Annotated in this window: 23 protein-coding genes; 8 read left to right on the forward strand and 15 right to left on the reverse strand. The window is 54.2% G+C overall.

The window, feature by feature from the left end; translation table 11 throughout:
* Positions 1-84: 84 nt before the first annotated feature.
* The 3 genes from nuoB to lrhA form a co-directional block, all read right to left on the reverse strand.
* Complete coding sequence (nuoB, locus tag ACQG0S_RS15145; protein ID WP_003861482.1) at positions 85-759, reverse strand: NADH-quinone oxidoreductase subunit NuoB; 675 nt, start codon at positions 757-759, stop codon at positions 85-87.
* Positions 760-774: 15 nt separating this feature from the next.
* Complete coding sequence (gene nuoA, locus ACQG0S_RS15150) at positions 775-1,215, reverse strand: NADH-quinone oxidoreductase subunit NuoA (RefSeq protein ID WP_003861475.1); 441 nt, start codon at positions 1,213-1,215, stop codon at positions 775-777.
* Positions 1,216-1,846: 631 nt separating this feature from the next.
* On the reverse strand, positions 1,847-2,785 hold the full coding sequence (lrhA, locus tag ACQG0S_RS15155; protein WP_058677682.1) for a transcriptional regulator LrhA: 939 nt from the start codon (positions 2,783-2,785) through the stop codon (positions 1,847-1,849).
* A gap of 936 nt (positions 2,786-3,721) precedes the next feature.
* Between lrhA and alaA the strand changes: the two genes are divergently transcribed.
* Positions 3,722-4,936, forward strand: a complete 1,215-nt coding sequence (gene alaA, locus ACQG0S_RS15160) for an alanine transaminase AlaA (RefSeq protein ID WP_022648831.1) — start codon at positions 3,722-3,724, stop codon at positions 4,934-4,936.
* A gap of 117 nt (positions 4,937-5,053) precedes the next feature.
* Positions 5,054-5,653: a 5'-deoxynucleotidase gene (gene yfbR, locus ACQG0S_RS15165; RefSeq protein WP_022648832.1), complete on the forward strand. Its 600-nt coding sequence runs from the start codon at positions 5,054-5,056 to the stop codon at positions 5,651-5,653.
* Between the two features lie 281 nt (positions 5,654-5,934).
* Here yfbR and ACQG0S_RS15170 read toward each other — a convergent pair whose 3' ends face one another.
* The 4 genes from ACQG0S_RS15170 to yfbV all read right to left on the reverse strand — a co-directional run bounded on the left by ACQG0S_RS15170 (position 5,935) and on the right by yfbV (position 9,556).
* Entirely contained in the window at positions 5,935-7,767 is a 1,833-nt protein-coding gene (locus ACQG0S_RS15170) for an SLC13 family permease (protein ID WP_022648833.1), read from the reverse strand.
* Positions 7,768-7,842: 75 nt separating this feature from the next.
* Entirely contained in the window at positions 7,843-8,502 is a 660-nt protein-coding gene (locus ACQG0S_RS15175; RefSeq protein WP_022648834.1) for a sugar phosphatase, read from the reverse strand.
* Positions 8,503-8,513: 11 nt separating this feature from the next.
* A complete protein-coding gene (locus tag ACQG0S_RS15180; RefSeq protein ID WP_008502874.1) occupies positions 8,514-9,008 on the reverse strand; it encodes a YfbU family protein in 495 nt (164 codons plus the stop codon).
* A gap of 92 nt (positions 9,009-9,100) precedes the next feature.
* Entirely contained in the window at positions 9,101-9,556 is a 456-nt protein-coding gene (gene yfbV, locus ACQG0S_RS15185) for a terminus macrodomain insulation protein YfbV (RefSeq protein ID WP_003861459.1), read from the reverse strand.
* 335 nt (positions 9,557-9,891) lie between these two features.
* Between yfbV and ackA the strand changes: the two genes are divergently transcribed.
* Together ackA and pta are read left to right on the forward strand one after the other, a co-directional pair.
* Positions 9,892-11,094, forward strand: a complete 1,203-nt coding sequence (gene ackA, locus ACQG0S_RS15190; protein ID WP_022648835.1) for an acetate kinase — start codon at positions 9,892-9,894, stop codon at positions 11,092-11,094.
* A gap of 75 nt (positions 11,095-11,169) precedes the next feature.
* Positions 11,170-13,311 carry a phosphate acetyltransferase gene (gene pta, locus ACQG0S_RS15195; protein ID WP_022648836.1) on the forward strand — a complete coding sequence of 714 codons (2,142 nt, stop codon included), beginning with the start codon at positions 11,170-11,172 and terminating at the stop codon, positions 13,309-13,311.
* A 109-nt stretch (positions 13,312-13,420) separates the two neighbouring features.
* Here the strand turns inward: pta and ACQG0S_RS15200 are convergent, their stop codons facing one another.
* The 5 genes from ACQG0S_RS15200 to ACQG0S_RS15220 all read right to left on the reverse strand — a co-directional run bounded on the left by ACQG0S_RS15200 (position 13,421) and on the right by ACQG0S_RS15220 (position 17,401).
* On the reverse strand, positions 13,421-14,374 hold the full coding sequence (locus ACQG0S_RS15200) for a transketolase family protein (RefSeq protein ID WP_023306640.1): 954 nt from the start codon (positions 14,372-14,374) through the stop codon (positions 13,421-13,423).
* Positions 14,367-15,197, reverse strand: coding sequence for a transketolase (locus ACQG0S_RS15205; RefSeq protein ID WP_038416452.1), 831 nt, complete (start codon positions 15,195-15,197; stop codon positions 14,367-14,369). Before ACQG0S_RS15205 ends, ACQG0S_RS15200 begins: the two co-directional genes overlap by 8 nt.
* Entirely contained in the window at positions 15,194-16,585 is a 1,392-nt protein-coding gene (locus ACQG0S_RS15210; RefSeq protein WP_017383437.1) for a PTS ascorbate transporter subunit IIC, read from the reverse strand. The genes ACQG0S_RS15205 and ACQG0S_RS15210 overlap by 4 nt, the downstream gene beginning before the upstream one ends.
* A 21-nt stretch (positions 16,586-16,606) precedes the next feature.
* Complete coding sequence (locus ACQG0S_RS15215; RefSeq protein WP_003861447.1) at positions 16,607-16,879, reverse strand: PTS sugar transporter subunit IIB; 273 nt, start codon at positions 16,877-16,879, stop codon at positions 16,607-16,609.
* Positions 16,880-16,957: 78 nt separating this feature from the next.
* Positions 16,958-17,401 carry a PTS sugar transporter subunit IIA gene (locus ACQG0S_RS15220; RefSeq protein WP_063138129.1) on the reverse strand — a complete coding sequence of 148 codons (444 nt, stop codon included), beginning with the start codon at positions 17,399-17,401 and terminating at the stop codon, positions 16,958-16,960.
* 236 nt (positions 17,402-17,637) lie between these two features.
* Between ACQG0S_RS15220 and ACQG0S_RS15225 the strand changes: the two genes are divergently transcribed.
* A complete protein-coding gene (locus tag ACQG0S_RS15225; protein WP_023300631.1) occupies positions 17,638-18,657 on the forward strand; it encodes a LacI family DNA-binding transcriptional regulator in 1,020 nt (339 codons plus the stop codon).
* Positions 18,658-18,660: 3 nt separating this feature from the next.
* On the opposite strand, the gene yfcD is transcribed toward ACQG0S_RS15225, so the two are convergent.
* From yfcD to yfcF, 3 genes are read right to left on the reverse strand one after another with little or no spacing between them, the layout of a single operon-like run.
* A complete protein-coding gene (yfcD, locus tag ACQG0S_RS15230) occupies positions 18,661-19,227 on the reverse strand; it encodes an NUDIX hydrolase YfcD (RefSeq protein ID WP_006811396.1) in 567 nt (188 codons plus the stop codon).
* Between the two features lie 55 nt (positions 19,228-19,282).
* A complete protein-coding gene (gene yfcE / locus ACQG0S_RS15235; RefSeq protein WP_023300633.1) occupies positions 19,283-19,834 on the reverse strand; it encodes a phosphodiesterase in 552 nt (183 codons plus the stop codon).
* 56 nt (positions 19,835-19,890) lie between these two features.
* Positions 19,891-20,535, reverse strand: a complete 645-nt coding sequence (gene yfcF, locus ACQG0S_RS15240; RefSeq protein ID WP_023300634.1) for a glutathione transferase — start codon at positions 20,533-20,535, stop codon at positions 19,891-19,893.
* Between the two features lie 140 nt (positions 20,536-20,675).
* Between yfcF and yfcG the strand changes: the two genes are divergently transcribed.
* From yfcG to ACQG0S_RS15255, 3 genes are all read left to right on the forward strand, one after another.
* Entirely contained in the window at positions 20,676-21,305 is a 630-nt protein-coding gene (yfcG, locus tag ACQG0S_RS15245) for a GSH-dependent disulfide bond oxidoreductase (RefSeq protein ID WP_169441240.1), read from the forward strand.
* Positions 21,306-21,380: 75 nt separating this feature from the next.
* Positions 21,381-21,749, forward strand: coding sequence for a dihydroneopterin triphosphate 2'-epimerase (gene folX, locus ACQG0S_RS15250; RefSeq protein WP_169441242.1), 369 nt, complete (start codon positions 21,381-21,383; stop codon positions 21,747-21,749).
* A gap of 13 nt (positions 21,750-21,762) precedes the next feature.
* Positions 21,763-22,656: a TIGR01777 family oxidoreductase gene (locus ACQG0S_RS15255; protein WP_023300635.1), complete on the forward strand. Its 894-nt coding sequence runs from the start codon at positions 21,763-21,765 to the stop codon at positions 22,654-22,656.
* Position 22,657: the final 1 nt, after the last annotated feature.

A 22,657-nucleotide genomic window follows, 5' to 3' on the forward strand; every position in this document is an offset into this window, starting at 1 on the left:
ATGGTCCGTGGTGACTGTTAAGCCTGGCTTCGCGCTATTTGAGTAGTGATATGCGAAGGTGTTCTCCAGGCCCACAGGCGCAAATTAAATTTCGTCAGGCGTACGCAGGTTGGTGACGGCAATACGTTCACCACGTTTACGCTCGCGCTCAGACTGCATGTTCGCGCGATAGACACCTTGATCGCCAACAACCCAGGAGAGCGGACGGCGTTCTTTACCGATTGACTCCTGCAGCAGCATCAGCGCCTGCATATAGGCCTCTGGACGCGGCGGGCAGCCCGGGATGTACACATCCACCGGAATGAACTTATCAACGCCCTGCACAACGGAATAAATGTCGTACATACCGCCGGAGTTTGCACATGCGCCCATGGATATTACCCATTTTGGCTCCAGCATCTGGTCATAAAGACGCTGAATAACCGGTGCCATCTTGGTAAAGCAGGTCCCGGCCACCACCATCAGGTCAGCCTGACGTGGAGAAGCACGCAGTACCTCGGCCCCAAAACGCGCAACGTCATGCACCGCAGTGAATGACGTCACCATTTCAACGTAGCAGCAAGAAAGGCCAAAGTTGTATGGCCAGATGGAGTTCTTACGACCCCAGTTGACCATATCGTGCATGGCATGTTCGAGCTTGCCCATGTACACGCTTTTGTTGACTTCTTGCTCCAGGGGGTCGGTTACGATCTCCTGTTTCTGCAGGGGGTAACGGTCATTCTCACCGTTAGGATCTATGCGGGTGAGCGTATAATCCATCTTATTGCCTCGCTGTTACTGCTGACGATTAGAGATACTGTTTTCCGGGTTGATGTGTTCACGGCGTGAACGCACAGGTGTCCAGTCCAGCGCGCCAATACGCACCAGATAAACCAGACCGGCCAGTAACACTAAAATGAAAATTGCGGCCTCGACAAAGCCCACCCAACCACTTTCGCGAATGGAGGTAGACCACGCGAAGAGGTAAAGCGCTTCCACGTCGAAAATGACGAAGAACATGGCTACCAGGTAGAACTTGGCAGACAGGCGTAAGCGAGCGGTACCTACTGAATCAATACCTGATTCGAAAGGTGTGTTTTTGTGCCTTGCGCGGGCGCGACCGCCCAGGAACCAGCCGCCGACTAACATCAGGCAGCACAGGCCAATGGCTACAATAAGAAAGATTGCGAATGCCCAGTGATGAGCGATGACTTCTGTGGATGTTGACATACTCATTGCTTACTCATCAAAAGTGATACCGACGACACTGCTCTTGCTGGCAGATGGGCATCACATCGATTCATGGGGAGGAACAAAATAACCTTACACTAACTGTCAGAAATGAGACATAGACAGCAAAATGATGGGGTTTTTTACTCCTTTCTATAACCTTTTGTCAACTTTAACAAAGGTTTCTTCACATTAAATTACAACGTGCGATTCTCATTAACATTTGGTGCCCTTTAACCCTGGTGGGTACATGACTTTACGTCAAATGCATCTTGTTGAATCGTGTCCGTTTTGGAAGTAAAAAAAATAACCCTCCTATTTTGACAGGATTTGCCAACGATTCCTCCCCCCAAATGGGAGTATTTTCTTGATCTGAGACACGCTTTTGTTAATTCAATCAAAAAAACAGCAACATATTTCCTGTTTTTTTAACATCGGCGGGGTATTAGGCAAGTTAGAAGAGGTATCGTTTATAACTTAACCAAAAGCATTTTCTGCATTGATAAATAAGCGGTATTTGCTTTAACCCTGCTCCGTTCGCGGTTATGAATAGCAAAAAAAACCACTCGCATGAAAAAATCATGCGAGTGGCTCTTTTTTGCACTTACATTTTGTTACGAGAATTTTGGGGGAATGATCACTCAAAATCCCTTTCCACAATCAGGGAGTCATCCCCTCCTTCCGGAGTAACAGGCGCGTACTGCCATGGATTGTGGTAGTTTTCCATTGCCTCGAATACCACTTTCGCTAGCTCGTTATTGCTGGCGGAATTATGGCACAGCAGGTACTCCGTATCCGGCAACGACGGGAGTCCCTCAGATTGACCCAGCACACGCAGATCGGGGCTCATCATCTCCACCGGACGGGCTGTTACGCCAAGTCCGGCCTTCACTGCCGCTCGTACCGCAGGCAACGTTGACGCAACGTACGCCAGGCGCCACGGAATACTGGCTTCGTTGAGCGCAGTCAGCACCATATCGCGGAACGGACTAGGATCGTCCAGCAGGACCAGGGGTATTGGCTCACCTTTTTGCAATACGTACTCCGCGGCACAGTACCAGTGCGTAGGAGAAGTACGCAGCGTCAGGCAGTCATACTGGCCAGGTCGATGCGTGGTGACCACCAGGTCAACCTCGTTTTCTTTCAGCATCTCAACCATGAAGGCATTGCGTTTAACGCTAACGTCCAGGGCAAGCTTCGGATAAACCGAGCTAATTCGGTTGAGAAGGAAGGGCAAAATGGTATCTGCTGATTCATCTGACGCCCCTAATGTTAACACTCCCTGAAGGTTGCTAAACATTAATGACATACAGGCTTCATCATTAAAGCGCAGTATCTTTCTGGCATAACCCAGAAGCTGAATACCATGTTCTGTTAAAAGCTTATTACGTCCATGACGCGCAAAAAGCTCTTTACCAACCAGTTGTTCCAGCCGCTGCATTTGCTGACTCACGGCGGACTGGGTACGGCAAACGGCGGCAGCAGCTGCTGCAAAAGTGTTGAGATCGGCGACCGCAACAAACGTTCTCAGCAGATCGAGGTCGAGATTCATTATCGGACGATTTGCATTTATCATATCTTTTCACTTTCAGGTTGCTCGTGCGGAGCTGCCCGGGTTGAAGCTGTGTGTAACAGTTAAGCAATTCCTTCTGAAGAGTTTCCCTCGCGTCCCGGCCCGGCAGACTGCCTGACAGATAGTTATTGTACTTTGGTATATCAACAGTCAGAAATCACGTTTCATGACGTTATTTTTATTCTCTTGCGTTCAGGATATTTCGTTATCTGAAGGTAGATGTAAATTCCATTAAGAGTAAGACATGTTTTCTGCCATCTATATCGCAGCGTTGCCAGCGTAGCAAGATGTGACTTACCCAATCAGCCAGAGATTACTTTAACAATAACAATCGATTAATACAGGAAGGCAGAAGCTGATATACGTAACAAGCCTATCGCTACGCTGCATTCCCAAAACACATCTTAACCCAAATCCACTATATTTATAAGTCTTATTGCAATATAACGGATTTAACGCCAATGATAAGCAACTACACTCTTTTTATTAAAATTAACGAAAGTTGCATTTTCGTCGTTAATAATAAATAAAGTTTAATTTAGATTCAGGCCATTCATTAATAACACTTAACATTAATTTCACATGAGTAACTTTTAACCTGGCTTTGCTAATAGAGCAAACTGTATCTCAGCATTCAGGTTTTACGAATGGTCACTCAGGGGGACTAACGCTTCAGCCCGGATCGTCTTTTTATTTAAATCAGAATAATATTAATATTTATGTGAAACTTTCAGCATAAAAAACCCAACATTAAGCGTTTTCACGGTAATTTCAGGCGCAAAATCACTCCATCATTAGATTAAGCAATCACAGCAGTGCTGCCTGGTTGGACAAAATCTTCTTCTGTGCGCCCTTCAAAACGAAGCGCGGTGGGAGTACATTGTTCCGTGCTGCTTCCACGGCAGGAAGTTGCAATAATAGCGAAAAGGTTAAAGGTTCATGTCCCCTATCGAAAAATCCAGCAAGCTCGACAACGTCTGTTACGACATCCGTGGCCCGGTACTCAAAGAGGCAAAACGCCTTGAAGAGGAAGGCAATAAGGTTCTGAAACTCAACATCGGCAACCCCGCGCCATTTGGTTTTGAAGCGCCGGATGAGATCCTGGTGGATGTGATCCGTAACCTGCCCACTGCACAAGGCTACTGCGATTCAAAAGGGCTTTATTCCGCCCGTAAAGCCATTATGCAGCACTATCAGGCTCGCGGTATGCGCGACGTCACCGTTGAAGATATCTACATTGGCAACGGTGTCTCGGAGCTGATCGTTCAGGCGATGCAGGCGCTCCTGAACAGCGGCGATGAAATGCTGGTTCCCGCTCCAGACTATCCGCTGTGGACGGCTGCGGTATCGCTCTCCAGCGGTAAAGCGGTGCACTATCTTTGCGATGAATCGTCGGACTGGTTCCCGGATCTGGATGACATTCGCGCCAAAATAACACCGCGCACCCGGGGAATCGTGATCATTAACCCGAATAACCCGACGGGCGCGGTCTATTCAAAAGAGCTGCTGATGGAGATCGTCGAGATCGCCCGCCTGCACAACCTGATCATCTTTGCCGACGAGATTTACGACAAGATCCTGTACGACGCGGCGCAGCACCACTCTATCGCCGCGCTGGCGCCCGATCTGCTGACGGTCACCTTTAACGGACTGTCTAAAACTTACCGCGTTGCCGGTTTCCGTCAGGGCTGGATGGTACTGAACGGTCCGAAAAAACATGCGAAAGGCTACATTGAAGGGCTGGAGATGCTGGCATCCATGCGTCTGTGCGCCAACGTACCGGCGCAACATGCGATCCAGACAGCACTCGGGGGCTATCAAAGCATCAGCGAGTTTATCGTTCCAGGCGGCCGCCTCTATGAACAGCGCAACCGTGCATGGGAATTAATTAATGATATTCCGGGCGTCTCCTGCGTGAAGCCTAACGGCGCGCTGTATATGTTCCCGAAAATCGACGCGAAGCGCTTCAATATTCACGACGACCAGAAAATGGTGCTCGACTTCCTGTTGCAGGAAAAAGTGCTGCTGGTTCAGGGGACGGCGTTTAACTGGCCGTGGCCGGATCACGTGCGTATTGTAACCCTGCCGCGCGAAGACGATCTCGAAATGGCCATCAGCCGCTTCGGACGATTCCTCTCGGGGTACCATCAGTAACGCTGACTTTCCGCCGGGTGGCGCTGCGCTTACCCGGCCTGTAACATCTGCAAATTTGCATCTTCCCTCCCCTCCCCGCACAATGAAGTCCGTCGCAGTGAAGACATAAGGTAATCTATGAGTCAGAGTCATTTCTTTGCCCACCTCTCCCGCCTGAAACTCATCAACCGCTGGCCGCTGATGCGCAACGTGCGCACTGAAAATGTGTCTGAGCACAGTTTGCAGGTTGCCATGGTCGCTCATGCGCTGGCAGCAATTAAAAACCGCAAATTCAACGGGCAGGTTAATGCCGAACGTATCGCCCTGCTGGCGTTGTACCACGATGCATCGGAAGTGCTGACCGGGGATCTGCCTACGCCGGTGAAATATTTCAACTCGCAGATTGCCCAGGAATATAAGGCCATTGAGAAGATTGCCCAGCAGAAGCTGATCGATATGGTGCCTGATGAGCTGCGTGATATCTTCGGGCCGCTGATCGACGAGCATCAGTATACGGAAGAGGAGAAATCCCTGGTTAAGCAGGCCGATGCGCTGTGCGCCTACCTGAAATGTCTGGAAGAGTTATCCGCGGGGAATAACGAGTTCCTGCTGGCGAAAACGCGCCTGGAGAAAACGCTCGACTCCCGCCGTAGCGAAGAGATGGATTACTTTATGCAGGTGTTTGTGCCGAGCTTCCATTTGTCGCTGGATGAGATCAGTCAGGATTCGCCGCTGTAGTTTTTCGCCCAGCGGCGCTGCGCTTGCAGGGCCTACGAATCACGTAGGCCGGGTAAGGCGTAGCCGCCACCCGGCGATGTTCTCAGAACGGGAATTACACCGGAATCAGCACCACGCATACCAGCATCACCAGCACGGTGAACGGCACGCCAATTTCACGAAGTCGCTGGATGAGATCAGTCAGGATTCGCCGCTGTAGTTTTTCGCCCAGCGGCGCTGCGCTTGCAGGGCCTACGAATCACGTAGGCCGGGTAAGGCGTAGCCGCCACCCGGCGATGTTCTCAGAACGGGAATAACACCGGAATCAGCACCACGCATACCAGCATCACCAGCACGGTGAACGGCACGCCCAGCTTTACAAAATCGCTGAATCGATAGTTTCCCGGCCCCAGCACCAGGGTATTGACCGGGGAAGATACCGGCGTCATAAATGCCGCGGACGCCGCCATCGCTACCACCATCGCAAACGGATAGGGCGAAACGCCCATCGATTTTGCCATCGCCAGCGCAATAGGCGCCATCAGCACCGCCGTTGCGGTATTGGAGATGAACAAACCAATGGTGGCGCACATGACGAACAGGCAAACCATCATCAGGTACGGACCATATCCCCCGCCCGCGTCCATTAAGCCTTTTACGATCAAATCCACCCCGCCGGTTTTCTGTAGCGCCAGGGCGAAGGGCATCATCCCAACGATGAGAATGATGCTTGGCCAGTGAATCGCTTTGTAAGCGCTTTCGGCGTCGATACAGCGGAATTTGCCCATTAACAGACAGGCGATTATCGCCGCCACCGGGTTAGGGATCTCGTCCGTCAGCATCAACGCGACCATCAACACCAGGCAAAAAATCGCATGGGGCGCCTGACTGTGCGCCGGTGACGCGTCGCTCTCTTCAATCGGCATATTCAGCACCACAAAATCGCGGCCTTTCTGCCCGAGCTGGCTAATCAGTTTCCAGTTGCCGACCACGAGGAAGATATCCCCCAGCAGGATCGGCTCATCCACCACCGCCCCTTCAAGGGCTACGCCATCGCGCTTCAGGCCCACCACGTTGAGGCCATAGCGGGTACGAAAGCCGATTTCGCGCACGGTTTTGCCCAATAACTCCGATTCCGGGATCAGCGACACCTCGGCCATTCCCACATCCAGCGCCCGGTCGGAGAAATACTCGCCGCGCAGCACCATCGGCTCCAGCAGCTGCTCGCTACAAAACTCTCGCAGATCCACGTCCGCGGTGGACATATCAATCAGCAGGACGTCACGCGCGCGAAACTCTGACACCCCATTCACGTTAACGATTACCCGACGAAAACGACGCCAGCGCTCAACCCCGATGACGTTCGCGCCATAGCGTTCGCGTAGCTTAAGGTCGTCCAGCCGCTGGCCTATCATCGGCGAACCGGGGCGGATAGCCAGCCGACGGGCGCGCCCGGTCAGACGGTACTCTTTGATCAAATCGCGAAAAGTTCGCCGCTTCCAGCCCTCTTTGGCTTTGTCCTGCTTCTCCCCTTTCAGCGCGAAACGGGTCAACAGCATATAGATAATGCCCATCACCAGTACAACCAGCCCGATCGGCGTGACGCTGAAAAAGCTAAACCCCTCAAGCCCCTCACGGATCAGTTCGCTGTTTACGACGAGGTTCGGCGGCGTCGCGACCAGCGTCATCATGCCGCTGATGAGCCCGGCAAAGCTCAACGGCATCATCAGCCGCGACGGGGAGATCTGCATCCTCATGCAGACGCTCAGCACAACCGGAATAAAGATGGCCACGACGCCCGTCGAGCTCATAAACGCACCCAGTCCGGCGACCGTCAGCATCAGGTAAATCAGCATTTTGGTTTCGCTGCTGCCCGCCACTTTAACCAGCCACGACCCCATCATCGTCGCCACGCCGGTGCGTACCAGCCCGTCGCCAATAATAAACAGGGCGGCAATCAAAATAACGTTGGGATCGCTAAACCCGGAAAAGGCTTCCGGCAGGGAAAGGGTACCGCTCAGAACGAACGCGACAATCACAAACAGGGCGACGGCATCCATGCGCACCTTGCCCGTGGCAAAAAGAATGATGGCGATTAACAGCAGGCTCAGGACCCAAATCAGTTCACCGTTCACAACATGTCCTTGTCAGTGGAGGAGAAGCAATTCTGCCATAAAAAAGCCCCGGTAATGCGGGGCTATATCATGGGATTACATTTTTAGCGAGACGGTTACAACGCCGTCTGATGCCTTCGAGACGTCGATGGCGGTCAGAGTATTAAGCACAAAATCCGCCTCCTCCAGCCGGGGGGACCCCGCCGGGACGTTAACGGCAATGACGTGGCTTCCGGCGTTCAGCCCGGCCAGCACGCCTGCCGCCGCGTCTTCCACCACCACGCACTCCGCTGGCGCAAGGCCGAGCAGTTCAGCGCCGAGCAGAAACGCATCCGGTTCGGGCTTGCCGCGCTTTACGCGCTCAGCGGTAATGAAGACGTCCGGCGTCGGTAAACCGGCCGCCTTATGGCGGGCATGCGCGACAGGAACCGAGCCGGAGGTGACGATAGCCCACGGGATCTGCGCTTCATTCAGATGCTCAAGCAATTCGCGCGCACCGGGCAGCGCGGTGATGCCCTCAGTGTCGGTAGCTTCAATCTGCTCCAGATATTTGAACTCCGCCTGAATCTCTTCCTCAGGACGTCCCGCCAGGAAGTGCCGCAATGAGGTAATGGCCTGTTTGCCATGGATGAAATTCAGTACATCCTGATGGTCAATGCCGTGCCTGTCGGCCCAATGACACCAGGAACGCTCCACTACCGGCAGCGAATCCACCAGCGTACCGTCCAGATCAAACAGAAAACCTTTACACTGCACACGCACCTCCGTCAGGCATTAATGATTTGTTGAATTTCGTTGCTGCTTAAATGGTACTGACGCGGACAGGCGTGCCACGCGCTCAGCATACGTTGATACTTATCCCACATCGGGGTCTGGGCGTTGAAGCCGTGCGTACCCGCATCAAAATGAGTGTAGCGCCCTTCGGTGTTCACCATAAAGCGCACATAGCTCAGATAGCGCGCTTCTGTCGCGGCATCAAAGCCCAGGAACGTTACGCGGCGCTCGTCAATGGACTGCTGGTCTTTCAGATTGGTCCAGGACACATGCAGCGCATGGTACATCTCCATGATGTCGATAACGATACGGCAGGTTTCCTCTTTCAGTTCGCCAAATTCGCGATCCAGTTCGCGCATCTGCAAGCCAAAACCACGTTCAACAATGGTTTGCAGGCGGCTGTAGCGCGCAGCGTTATCGGGATCAAGCATAGTCATCATCTTGTACTGGTTAGACAAAATCAGACGTTGAGCATGGGTCATTTCCATCTTTCGACTCCTGTAGCGCATTGCACTGTAAAAAAAAGACACGGTAACTGATTGTTACTGTGCCTTCTTTTGGTCGTCGTTTCGATGATCAATCACAAGTCATCGAGGAATGTTTTATCAAGCTGTTTAAACGCGCGCTTGAGGGTGTCCGCCAGCGCCTGATAATCCGGCTTGCCTTCAACCGGGGCGAGCGCCTGGCCGGCCTCCTCCAGTTTTCCACGCACTTCATAAAACCAGTGTAAAATAGAAGGCGGAAGTGGCGTGACGGAACGTTTACCTAACCACCACAATCCCTGCATCGGCAGGCTTAACGCAAAGAGCGCCGTCGCGACGGCAGGTCCAAGCTGTCCACCCAGCGCAATTTGCCAGCAAAGAGTAAAGACAGCGATCGGGGGCATAAAGCGAATCGCATAGCGCGTGGCGCGAATAGTGCGATTTTCAATAAACATGGGCGCGAGGCGCTTTTCCATCGGCCATGTCTTTGCGTAATGCTGTCCCCGACGAAACAGACTAAAAAAGTTCACGGACGGGATTTCAGGTGTTGACATGGCTGTACCTCAACTTCACATATAAAAATTAAAATTTTCGTGCAAAACCACAACAGGCTATGACAACGTTCAAAATATTTTGTCATCGCTACCCCGTATCGGGTATCCTGTGCCAGCCTGATAGGCCGTAGACGAGAAGCGTTAACTCGTCAAATTATCGCATATTATGCCATTGTCTGAAAAATGTTCAAAATGGCTTAAAATCATAGGTATTTCTTCCATCCTGCCAGAATGTTCGTTTGGCATGATGTTAATCATAAATGTCTGAGTCAGCATGCGTTACGCTTTAGACTCATTGACGTTTTTTTAGCCACGTATCAATTATAGGTACTTCCATGTCGAGTAAGTTAGTACTGGTTCTGAACTGCGGTAGCTCTTCACTGAAATTCGCCATCATCGATGCGCTCAACGGTGATGAGTACCTCTCTGGTTTGGCCGAATGTTTCCATCTGCCTGAAGCACGTATCAAGTGGAAGATGGACGGCAGCAAACAAGAAGCGGCTTTAGGTGCAGGCGCCGCTCACAGTGAAGCGCTGAACTTTATCGTTAACACTATTCTGGCACAAAAACCAGAACTGTCTGCTCAGCTGACTGCGATTGGTCACCGTATCGTCCACGGCGGCGAAAAATACACCAGCTCCGTGGTAATCGACGACTCTGTGATTCAGGGCATCAAAGACTCTGCGTCTTTCGCACCGCTGCATAACCCGGCTCACCTGATCGGTATCGCTGAAGCACTGAAATCCTTCCCGAATCTGAAAGATAAAAACGTGGCCGTGTTTGACACCGCGTTCCATCAGACCATGCCGGAAGAGTCTTACCTCTATGCCCTGCCATACAGCCTGTACAAAGAGCACGGCGTACGTCGCTACGGCGCACACGGCACCAGCCACTTCTATGTGACTCAGGAAGCCGCAAAAGTACTGAACAAGCCGGTTGAAGAAGTCAACATCATCACCTGCCACCTGGGCAACGGTGGTTCTGTTTCTGCAATCCGCAACGGTAAGTGTGTTGATACCTCTATGGGTCTGACCCCGCTGGAAGGTCTGGTGATGGGTACCCGTTCCGGTGATATCGACCCGGCGATCATCTTCCACCTGCACGACACCCTGGGCATGAGCGTTGACGACATCAACAAAATGCTGACCAAAGAGTCTGGCCTGCTGGGTCTGACCGAAGTCACCAGCGACTGCCGTTACGTTGAAGACAACTACGCAGAAAAAGCTGACGCTAAACGTGCAATGGACGTTTACTGCCACCGTCTGGCGAAGTACATCGGTTCTTACACCGCGCTGATGGACGGTCGTCTGGACGCGGTTATCTTCACCGGCGGCATCGGTGAGAACGCGGCAATGGTACGTGAGCTGTCCCTGGGCAAACTGGGCGTACTGGGCTTCGAAGTCGATCACGAGCGTAACCTGGCTGCCCGCTTCGGCAAGTCTGGCTTCATCAACAAAGAAGGCACCCGCCCGGCTATCGTTATCCCAACTAACGAAGAGCTGGTCATCGCGCAAGACGCGTGCCGCCTGACTGCCTGATTCCACACCGCCAGCAATGCTGGCGGTGCTGTTTTGTAGCCCGCCCAACGCGGCGGTAACGAAAGAGGATAAACCGTGTCCCGTACTATTATGCTGATCCCTACCGGAACCAGCGTCGGCCTGACCAGCGTCAGCCTCGGCGTGATCCGCGCTATGGAACGCAAAGGCGTTCGTCTGAGCGTCTTTAAGCCTATCGCCCAGCCACGTGCCGGTGGCGATGCGCCAGACCAGACCACCTCCATCGTTCGTAAGAACTCCAATCTGCCAGCGGCTGAACCGCTGAAGATGAGCCACGTTGAATCTCTGCTCTCCAGCAACCAGAAAGACGTGCTGATGGAAGAGATCATCGCCAACTACCACGCTAACGCGCAGGACGCTGAAGTGGTGCTGGTTGAAGGCCTGGTCCCGACCCGTAAACACCAGTTTGCCCAGTCTCTGAACTTTGAAATCGCGAAAACCCTGAACGCAGAGATCGTTTTCGTGATGTCTCAGGGCACGGACACCCCAGAGCAGCTGAAAGAGCGTATCGAACTGACGCGCAGCAGCTTCGGCGGTGCGAAAAACACCAGCATCACCGGCGTGATTGTTAACAAGCTGAACGCACCGGTTGATGAGCAGGGCCGTACGCGTCCTGACCTGTCCGAAATCTTCGACGACTCTTCCAAAGCGAAAGTCATCAAAGTTGACCCGGCTAAGCTGCAGGATTCCAGCCCACTGCCGGTGCTGGGTGCGGTGCCATGGAGCTTCGATCTGATTGCCACCCGTGCAATCGATATGGCGCGTCACCTGAATGCCACCATCGTTAACGAAGGCGATATCAACACCCGCCGCGTGAAGTCCGTGACCTTCTGCGCGCGCAGCATTCCGCACATGCTGGAACACTTCCGCGCAGGTTCCCTGCTGGTGACCTCTGCTGACCGTCCAGACGTGCTGGTTGCAGCGTGCCTGGCTGCGATGAACGGCGTGGAAATCGGTGCGATCCTGCTGACCGGTGCCTACGAGATGGACCCGCGCGTCAGCAAGCTGTGCGAACGTGCGTTCGCCACTGGCCTGCCAGTCTTCATGGTGAACACCAACACCTGGCAGACCTCCCTGAGCCTGCAAAGCTTCAACCTCGAAGTGCCGGTTGATGACCACGAGCGTATCGAGAAAGTTCAGGAATACGTTGCGGGCTACATCAACGCAGACTGGATCGAATCCCTGACGGCGACGTCCGAGCGCAGCCGTCGTCTGTCTCCTCCAGCCTTCCGTTACCAGCTGACCGAGCTGGCGCGTAAAGCGGGCAAACGCGTGGTTCTGCCAGAAGGTGACGAACCACGTACCGTTAAAGCGGCGGCCATCTGTGCAGAGCGCGGTATCGCGACCTGTGTGCTGCTGGGTAACCCGGATGAGATCAACCGCGTTGCGGCGTCTCAGGGCGTTGAGCTGGGCGCTGGCATTGAGATCGTTGACCCGGAAGTGGTTCGCGAAAGCTACGTTGCCCGCCTGGTTGAGCTGCGTAAGAACAAGGGCATGACCGAAGCCGTTGCGCGCGAGCAGCTGGAAGACAACGTCGTGCTGGGTACGCTGATGCTGGAGCAGGACGAAGTTGACGGCCTGGTTTCCGGTGCGGTTCACACCACCGCGAACACTATCCGTCCACCGTTGCAGCTGATCAAAACCGCACCGGGCAGCTCTCTGGTCTCCTCCGTGTTCTTCATGCTGCTGCCTGAACAGGTTTACGTTTATGGCGACTGCGCGATCAACCCGGACCCAACCGCAGAGCAGCTGGCAGAAATCGCTATCCAGTCTGCGGACTCCGCGACTGCCTTCGGCATCGAACCGCGCGTAGCGATGCTCTCCTACTCCACCGGTACTTCTGGTGCAGGCAGCGACGTAGAGAAAGTCCGTGAAGCAACCCGCATTGCGCAGGAAAAACGTCCGGATCTGATGATCGACGGCCCGCTCCAGTACGATGCCGCGGTAATGGCTGACGTTGCGAAATCTAAAGCGCCTAACTCGCCGGTTGCAGGTCGCGCTACCGTGTTCATCTTCCCGGATCTGAACACCGGTAACACCACCTATAAAGCGGTACAGCGTTCAGCAGACCTGATCTCCATCGGGCCAATGCTGCAAGGTATGCGCAAGCCTGTGAACGACCTGTCTCGTGGTGCGCTGGTTGACGATATCGTCTACACCATCGCGCTGACGGCGATCCAGTCTTCGCAGCAGCAGTAAGCTAAAAAGCCCGGTGGCGCTAGCGCTTACCGGGCCCAGGGTTTTGTAGGCCGGATAAGCGAAGCGCCATCCGGCAAAAAAGGCGACCATTCAACGGTCGCCTTTTTTATTACAGCAACTCTCGTGCCGCCGACACAATGTCATGTGCCGTCAGGCCATACTCCTTCTGCAGGAAGTCCTGCGTGCCTACCTGACCGTAACGCTCCTTCACCCCAACCCGCCGCATCGGCACCGGACAGGTTTCCACCAGCACTTCCGCCACCGCCGACCCCAGCCCGTTGTGAATGCTGTGGTTTTCGCAGGTCACAATACGCCTGGTTTTCTCGGCATAATTTTTCACCAGCATCCGATCGATGGGCTTCAGGGTAAACATGTCGATGACCGCTGCGCTTACCCCCTCCTGCTCCAGCTGGCGCGCCGCCTCCAGCGCTTCCGCCACCATAATGCCGTTAGCAATCAGGGTAATATCGGTTCCCTCGCGCAGCACGTTGCCCTTGCCGATGGTGAAGGTTGACCCCGGGGCATAGACGCTCGGCGCCTGTTTACGGATGGTCCGCACCCAGTAGAAGCCTTCCAGGTCGATAAGCTGACGCAGCACATCTTCGAACATAACCGCATCGGTCACCTCCAGCACCACTGAATGCGCCAGACCGCGCACGATGCCCATATCCTCAAACGACATATGCGTCCCGCCGTTGTGGCAGGCCGTCACGCCCGCATCCGAGGCAATCACCTTCACGTTATTGCGCTGGTAGTCCAGGGACATAAACAGCTGGTCGAAGCAGCGACGGCTGGCAAAGGCGGTAAAGGTATGGACGAACGGCTTACGTCCGGTGAGCGACAGCCCGGCGGCCGTCCCAATCACGTTGGCCTCCATAATGCCGCAGTTGATGACGTGCTGTGGATAATCACGCGCTACGCCGTCCATCGCCATCGAACTCATCAGATCCGCTTCGAGCGCAATAATCTCGCTCCCGGCCTCAATCTGTTTTGCCACAAAACCCGCATAGACCTTACGCATCTCAACCGAATCTTTCTGTCCTGTCGGTGCAACCTTAATCATGTGAAGCCTCCAGTTGGCGAATCGTCTCGTTGAGCGCCGCTTTGCTTTCCTCAGTTAATCGCAGGTGATGCGAGTTGCTGAGCTGTTCCAGGTATGGCACCCCCTGCCCTTTGATGCTGTCGAGGATCACCACTCGCGGACGCGCATCGGTCGCAGGGATCGGTGCGGTCACCTCCAGCAGCGCCGGAATGTCATCCCCCTTCACCGTCACCACGTCAAAGCCAAAGGCGCGGAATTTGCCTTCCAGATCGAAGGCGCTGATGATTTCGTCCAGCTCGCCGTCGAGCTGCTGTTTGTTCCAGTCCACGAACACCGTCAGATTGTTCAGTCGATGGTGTGCAATAAACTGGAAGGCTTCCCAGCACTGCCCTTCGTTCAGCTCCCCATCGCCAACGATGCAAAACACCCGGTTTGGCCTTCCTGCCAGCTTGTGCGACAGCGCCATGCCGCCTGCAATGGAGATCCCCTGACCCAGCGATCCGGTGGTGGCATCCACGCCGCGTGTTTTCAGGCGATCCGGGTGGCTTGGCAGACGCGTTCCGTTCTGGTTTAGCGTGCTCAGCTCTTCAATCGGGAAGTAGCCCTTAATCGCCAGCGTGCTGTACAGCGCCGGGCCCGCATGTCCCTTCGACAGCACAAAGTAATCGCGCTCTGGCCAGTCCGGATCGGCCGGGTCAATTTTCATTACCGCGCCGTACAGAACGGCCAGTGTTTCAACGACTGACATGCTGCCGCCGTAGTGACCAAAACCCAGCTGCGTCAGGGATTTCAGCGTCTCAAGGCGGATCTGACGCGCCAGTTCGGTTATTTCATTCTCATTCATGATTTGGCTCCGGGGTTTTCCTGCGCGTTACCGCTGGCAGGTTTGTTTTTAGCGAAGACGTTGTAGGCCACCAGCAGCGCAAACAACACAACAACCAGTCCGGTGATGGCAAGCGGCGACAGGAAGCGCGCCAGGTTGCCGAGCACAATCCCGACGGCGCCAAAGTCGGCGTCCGAGAAGGTCGTATTCGCAAAGCCAATCGCGCCCAGAACAGGCAGCAGCAGGACCGGCAGGAAGGTGATCAGCAGGCCGTTAGCAAAGGCGCCAATCATCGCCCCGCGACGTCCGCCGGTGGCGTTCCCAAACACGCCCGCCGTTGCACCGGTGAAGAAATGCGGCACGACGCCCGGCAGGATCAGCACCCAGCTAAACTGACCGCAGATGAACAAGCCCACAATCCCGCCGAGGAAGCTGAACAGGAAGCCAATCAGCACCGCGTTTGGCGCATACGGGTAGACAACCGGGCAGTCCAGCGCAGGTCGCGCATTGGGCACCAGTTTTTCCGAGAAGCCGGTAAAGGCCGGGACAATTTCCGCCAGAATCAGGCGCACACCCTGCAAGATGATAAACACGCCTGCCGCGAAGGTGATGGCCATAATGATGGCGTACACCAGGTAGTTCTGGCCGCCGCTGAAGGTGGCCTCCACGTACTCACGCCCGGCGCTCACCGCCATAATCAGGTAGATAATCATCATGGTCAGTGAGATGGAGATCGAACTGTCGCGCAGGAAGCTGAGGTTCTTCGGCAGGTTCATCTCTTCGGTGGAGCGCGAGCCTTTACCGACCTTGCTGCCAATCCAGCCGGACAGCACGTAGCCCAGCGTGCCGAAATGACCGAAGGCGATCTCATCGTTGCCGGTAATACGCTTCATATAGCGCTGCGCAATCGCCGGGAAGAAGGCCATAATCAGGCCGAGGATCAACGAACCGGTGAAGACCAGCCCTACCCCTTCGAAGCCTGCGACCGTCAGGATCACGCCAATCATGCACGCCATGTAGAAGGTGTGATGCCCGGTCAGGAAGATGTACTTCAGGCGGGTAAAGCGCGCGACAATAATATTCGCCACCATCCCGAAAGCCATAATGAGCGCGGTGGAGGCACCATATTTTTCCAGGGCAATCGACACAATAGCTTCATTGTTGGGAATAATGCCCTGAATATTAAAGGCGTGCTCAAACATACCACCGAGCGGATTTAAAGAGCCCACCAGCACGGTTGCGCCGCCGCCCAGTACAATAAAGCCGAGAATGGTTTTAATTGTGCCTTTTACCACATCTGAAAAGGCTTTTTTCTGCGCCACCAGACCAATCAGGGCAATTAACCCGACCAGGACGGAAGGGACTTTTAAAATATCAACAACGAAATTCAGCGTTTCAAGGATAAACATATCCACCTCGCCTTTTCAGGATTATTGTCTTTCGAACCAGGCGCGCAGCTGCGCTTCGAGTTCGTTGATATCGATAATATTGTTGATCACCACCAGCTGGCTTTCCGGCACGCTGGCGCTGGCGGCAATGTCTTTCGCCATTACAAACAGGTCCGCCGCGCCCGGCGTGGCCGAGGAGAGATCGGAGTGTTCAACCTCTGCCTCAATTTCCAGTTTTTTGAGCACCTTTTTAATATTCATTTCGACCATAAAACTGCTGCCCAGGCCGGAGCCGCAAATAGCCATAATTTTCATTGTTATCCCCTTTTTTGAGTAGAGTACACCCATCACGCTGACGCGTAATGTTGAGATGAATCGGATTAAATAATTAAATCAGAAGCGATTGATGACGGTTTTTATCTCCTCCAGCGTATTCGCCCGATGTAATTCAGCTATATCTTCGTCGCTGGAAAATAATTCTGCTAAGGCGGAGATCATTTCGATATGGCTATGTTTGTCCGGCGCCGCCAGCATCACAATCACATCGACGGGGTCAAACTCACCAGCACCAAATGAGACGCCCTGTTTCAGTTTTAATAATGACAGGCCAAGTCCTTTCGCCCCTTCTTCCGGTCGCGCATGTGGCATTGCCAGCCCAGGAGCCAGCACATAGTAGGGACCTAACCTGTGATGCTGCTCAATGATAGCCGTGACATATTTCGGCGCAATGACCTGCAAATCCAGCAGCGGTTTCGCGCACAGTTCCAGCGCCTGGGGCCAGCTTTCAACGCTATCCTGAAGGATGATGGTTGTATCATATATCCACTTTTTGAGCATTTTTCACTCCCGCTAAAGACCAGACATGGGCAAACTCTATTCAACCCATCAATTAATGACTGCGATCGCGATCACAAAGATAGCGCTACCAACGACTAACATGCAGGACTGTGATAGCGTTATCAAATTGCTATCCTGGTGCGAAATCACAGCAAAAAAAGGGATTTAAGGCGTATACTGCCTGTCACGTAAAATGAAGGATGAAACTGAATCGCGTCCTGTCAGCAGGAAGATGTATGTCTTTAACCCGAAAACGGCGCAGTACCGGAAAAGTAACGCTCGCGGATGTCGCGCAGCTTGCCGGCGTAGGCACGATGACTGTTTCCCGTGCCCTCCGCACGCCCGAACAGGTTTCCGATAAACTGCGTGAAAAAATTGAAGCCGCGGTGCAGGAGCTGGGTTACATGCCCAATCTTGCCGCCAGCGCACTGGCATCGGCATCGTCATGGACGATTGCGATGGTAGTACCCAATCTTTCCGAAGCTGGCTGTTCCGAGATGTTCGCCGGGCTACAGCAGGTGCTCCAGCCAGCCGGATATCAGATTATGCTGGCGGAATCTCAGCATCGTCTTGAACAGGAAGAGAAACTGCTTGAAACGCTGCTGGCCTCGAACATCGCCGCGGCGATACTGCTCAGCGTCGAGCACTCCGATACCGTGCGACACTGGCTAAAAAACGCCTCTATCCCGGTGATGGAAATGGGTGCAATGCGTGCCGATCCTATTGATATGAATATCGGGATTGATAACGTCGCCGCCATGTATGAACTTACCGAAATGGTGATTCAGCGCGGCTACCAGAATATCGGCCTGCTGTGCGCTAACCAGGAGCAGTGGATTTTTCAGCAGCATTTGCAGGGCTGGTACAAGGCGATGCTGCGCCACCACCTGTCGCCAAACAGAGTGATTAATGCCGCCATGCCGCCGAGCTTTTCCACCGGTGCGGCACAATTGCCGGAGTTTCTGCTGGCGTGGCCGGAGCTGGATGCGCTGGTGTGCGTATCAGATGAACTGGCCTGCGGCGCGCTGTATGAGTGCCAGCGTCGGCGCATCAAGGTGCCGGACGATTTAGCGGTCGTGGGCTTTGGCGACAGCGACGTCAGCCGCGTCTGTCAGCCGCCGCTGACGACGATGGCAGTACCGCATCGCAAGATTGGGATTGAAGCCGGGAAAGCGTTACTGGAACGTCTGAATGACGGAGACTGGCGCGACCATAAACCCATCGCGTCCAGCCTGTGTCTGCGGGAAAGCTGTTAAGGCTTACTCAGCCTCTTCCTCTTTTTCCGCCTTATTTTCCGGTTTAGCGGATTCGTTTTTGGCGTTGCGGGTCATCCACAGCGCCAGTGCTTTAAGGGAATCCGGCGTGAATTCGTCGCAACGCGCGGTGATCTCTTCCGGCGTCATCCAGCACACTTCGCTCACTTCCTCTTCCTGCAAGGCGAAAGGTCCGTGGGAAACGCAGCTAAACAGCCCGCCCCAGACGCGACAATGCTCATCTTCGAAATAAAACTGTCCGTGCTCGGCAAACGGCACGCCAGCGATACCTAACTCTTCTTCCGCTTCACGACGCGCGGAATCCAGCAATACTTCATCGGCCTGCACGACGCCACCCGCTGTGGCATCCAGCATACCAGGAAGAAAATCTTTGGTGTCGGTGCGACGCTGGACCAGAATCTTGCCCATGCCGTCATGAACAACGATGTAAGTCGCGCGGTGACGCAGACGCTCCGCACGCATTTGTTCGCGGCTGGCCTGCGCGATCACTTCATTCTCTTCGCTGACAATGTCAACCCACTCAGTACTTGCCAAATGATTCTGCTCCACCATCGGGAAACCTTCTCGTCTAAGCGCTCTTTCGGCGCGTTTGCAGTTGTGGTGTAACTTACGGATTAATCGCTATCTGCGCAATAACTTGCTGATCATTAAGTGCGATAACGCTTAATGTCCCGTCTTCATACATGCCGTAGCTTGCCGGGTTACCGCCTTTAGGAATGCTGACAGACCCGGGGTTAAAGTGGTAAAACGCCCCGCGTTTTTCCGCCACCGGAATATGAGTATGACCATAAACCAGGACATCGCCAGCGGCGAGTGACGGCAGGTTATCCGGGCCGAACAGGTGCCCGTGGGTCAGGAACAAACGGCTGTTTTCCATCAACACCTGTTGCCAGGGAGCGGTGATGGGAAATTGCAGCAGCATCTGGTCAACTTCGCTGTCGCAGTTGCCGCGAACGGCGATAATGCGCGAGGCAAAATGATTAAGTTTTTCCGCCACCTGCGCGGGAGCATAGCCTTCCGGCAACGCATTGCGTGGGCCGTGGTTTAACACATCGCCCAGGATCACCAGCCATTGCGCCCCGCTTTGGGCAAACAGAGATAACACGCGTTCGGTCGCGGGCAGCGATCCATGAATATCCGACGCAAACATCAGTTTCATCAGTTACTCCTCGGGAATTCAGACTGCCCCTATCATACCTCAAGCGCCCCGTCTTATCAGCCCGCGCGCTTAGCAGAGAGTGCCAGATAGCGCTGTACCGACGCGCGTTGCCACTGGAATGTGGCGTAATCCACCAGTAGCTGTGGGACGTCATCGCCGTTGAGGATAAGGCGATTGAGCATCAGCGCCAGATCGGTGTCGGCAATACACCACTCGCCAAACAGGTTTGGGTTACCCTGTGACAGCAGCGATGACGCGGTATCAATCAGCTTCCGGGCGCTGGATAAGCCTTCCTCGCTGAGGGCGGGCTTTTTGACGCCAGCGAACACCACGTCCGTGGAGCGTTCTGTGCGAATCGGCACCAGGTCGCTACGCAGCCACGCCTGGATCTGGCGGGCGCGGGCGCGCTTTTGCAGATCGTGAGGATAGATGCGTTCCCACTCTGGTGGGGCAAAGCGGTCTTCAAGGTACTCGTCAATCGCTGAGGATTCACTCAACTCAAAACCGTCAATCTCCAGCACAGGGACACGGCGGGTGAGCGCGTAGCCCTGCCACTGAGGCTTCAGATGTTCGCCGCTGTCCAGGTCAACGGTTTTCAGACTAAAAGTTAGCCCCTTTTCTGCCAGCGCCACATAAACGCTCATGACATAAGGGGAAAAAAAGTTCGCATCGGACCACAACGTTATTACAGGCTGGCTCATAACATCCTCATCGGCTGATCGGTTTTCACTCAACATATAATCTCTTTGCCTCGCTGTCACTTGATGAAAACTCACGATTTACAACAAGCACCTATACTGATTTTTCATGGCAACACTATTCGCACTGACAGGAGTTGAGAATGATAGATCTCTATTATGCCCCCACCCCTAATGGCCATAAGATCACCCTCTTTCTTGAAGAAGCCGAACTGGACTACCGGATCATTCGCGTGGATATCAGCAAAGGCGATCAGTTCCGCCCCGTTTTTCTGGCCATCTCGCCCAACAATAAAATTCCGGCCATCATTGATAACTTGCCTTCAGACGGCGGAAAACCGCTAAGCCTGTTTGAATCCGGGGAGATACTGCTTTATCTGGCGGAGAAAACCGGCAAGCTTCTGAGCGGGGAGATGCGCGAGCGTCATCACATACTGCAATGGTTATTCTGGCAGTCGAGCGGCCTGGGGCCGATGCTGGGGCAGAATCATCACTTTACCGCCTATGCGCCGCAGACGATCCCTTACGCCATTGAGCGATATCAGGTCGAAACCCAGCGCCTGTACGGGGTCCTGAACCGTCGGCTGGAAAAATCACCGTGGCTGGGAGGTGAGCATTACAGCATCGCAGATATCGCCTGCTGGCCGTGGATTAACACCCATGAACGCCACCGGATCGACCTGGCCACTTATCCGGCGGTGAACAACTGGTTTGAGCGCATCCGGACCCGCCCGGCAACCGAACGCGCCATGCAAAAAATCCATCAGATTTGAGCCTGTGCCCCGTTGGGTGCAGGTGTTCTCCTCATGTATGATGAGGTAAAAATACTGACACGGAGAAGACCTGCAATGTCCCAGCATGACGCTATTATTCGTATAAAAAACCTACGCTTACGCACATTCATTGGTATCAAAGAGGAGGAGATCGCGAATCGCCAGGATATCGTGGTGAATGTCGTGATCCATTACCCGGCAGACAAGGCGCGCGCCAGCGAAGACATCAATGACGCGCTGAACTATCGCACGATCACCAAAAGCATCATCCAGTACGTTGAGAACAACCGTTTTGCGCTACTGGAAAAATTAACTCAGGATGTGCTCGACATCGCACGCGAACACCAATGGGTCACTTATGCTGAAGTGGAGATCGATAAACTTCACGCCCTGCGCTACGCCGACTCCGTCTCCATGACGTTAAGCTGGCAGCGCCAGGCGTAAACCTGGAGGTTGTATGAAGATCCTGCTCACCGGCGGTACGGGGCTGATTGGTCGCCATCTCATTCCACGTTTGCAGGCGTTGCATCACGACATTACCGTGGTCACGCGCAGCCCGGAGAAAGCGCGCCAGGTGCTGGGCACCGGCGTTGAGATCTGGAAAGGCCTGGCGGAACGGCAGGATCTGAACGGCTTTGACGCCGTCATCAACCTCGCAGGCGAGCCTATCGCTGATAAACGCTGGACCGAAGAGCAAAAACAGCGTTTATGCAGCAGCCGCTGGAACATGACCGAAAGGCTGGTTGAGCTGATTCGTAACAGCGAGATGCCGCCCTCGGTGCTGATTTCCGGCTCTGCAACAGGCTATTATGGCGATCTCGGTGAAGTGGTGGTGACCGAAGAAGAGCCGCCGCACAACGAGTTTACCCATAAACTCTGCGCCCAGTGGGAGCGCATTGCCTGCGGGGCGCAGAGCGATAACACCCGCGTCTGCCTGCTGCGCACCGGCGTGGTGCTTGCTCCGAAAGGCGGTATTCTCGGTAAAATGTTGCCGCCGTTTAAAATGGGGCTTGGCGGGCCCATCGGCAACGGTCGTCAGTATCTGGCGTGGATCCATATCGACGATATGGTCAACGGTATTCTCTGGCTGCTGGATAACGACCTGCGCGGGCCGTTTAACATGGTATCTCCCTACCCCGTACGTAATGAACAGTTTGCTCACGCCCTAGGTCATGCCCTGCATCGTCCGGCGGTACTGCGCGTACCTGCGACGGCGATTCGGCTGTTGATGGGCGAATCTTCGGTGCTGGTGCTGGGCGGCCAGCGCGCGCTGCCAAAACGGCTGGAAGCGGCCGGATTTACGTTCCGCTGGTATGACCTGGAAGAGGCGCTGGGGGATGTGGTGCAGTGAA

Source organism: Enterobacter cloacae complex sp. 418I7 (assembly GCF_050030705.1).
Lineage (GTDB): Bacteria > Pseudomonadota > Gammaproteobacteria > Enterobacterales > Enterobacteriaceae > Enterobacter > Enterobacter intestinihominis.